Genomic DNA, 230 nt, shown 5'->3' on the forward strand with positions numbered 1-230 from the left:
TCACGACGCCGTCAAAGCCGAGATGCGTCGCGATGCCGGCGGCATGATCATTGAGGCGGCCGGCGACCAGAAAGATCTTCGCGCCGCGCGCCCGTGCCGCCAGCGCCTGGTTCATCACGTCGGCATCATAGGGCAGGTGGGCATAGTCGAGCTCGGCGCGCGCCAGGATGTCCGTGAGGGCCGCCATGCCTGCGCGGCCGCCCGCGCCGAAGCGGGCCAGCATGCGGGCG

1 protein-coding gene is annotated in these 230 nt (G+C 71.3%); it reads right to left on the reverse strand.

The features are described 5' to 3' along the window. Nucleotides 1-230 (reverse strand): hypothetical protein (locus MJ643_RS31295; RefSeq protein ID WP_247727400.1); only part of this gene is annotated, 230 nt, incomplete at both ends.

It is taken from the genome of Pseudomonas sp. PNPG3 (genome assembly GCF_023093815.1).
Taxonomy (GTDB): Bacteria; Pseudomonadota; Gammaproteobacteria; order Pseudomonadales; family Pseudomonadaceae; genus Aquipseudomonas; species Aquipseudomonas asiatica.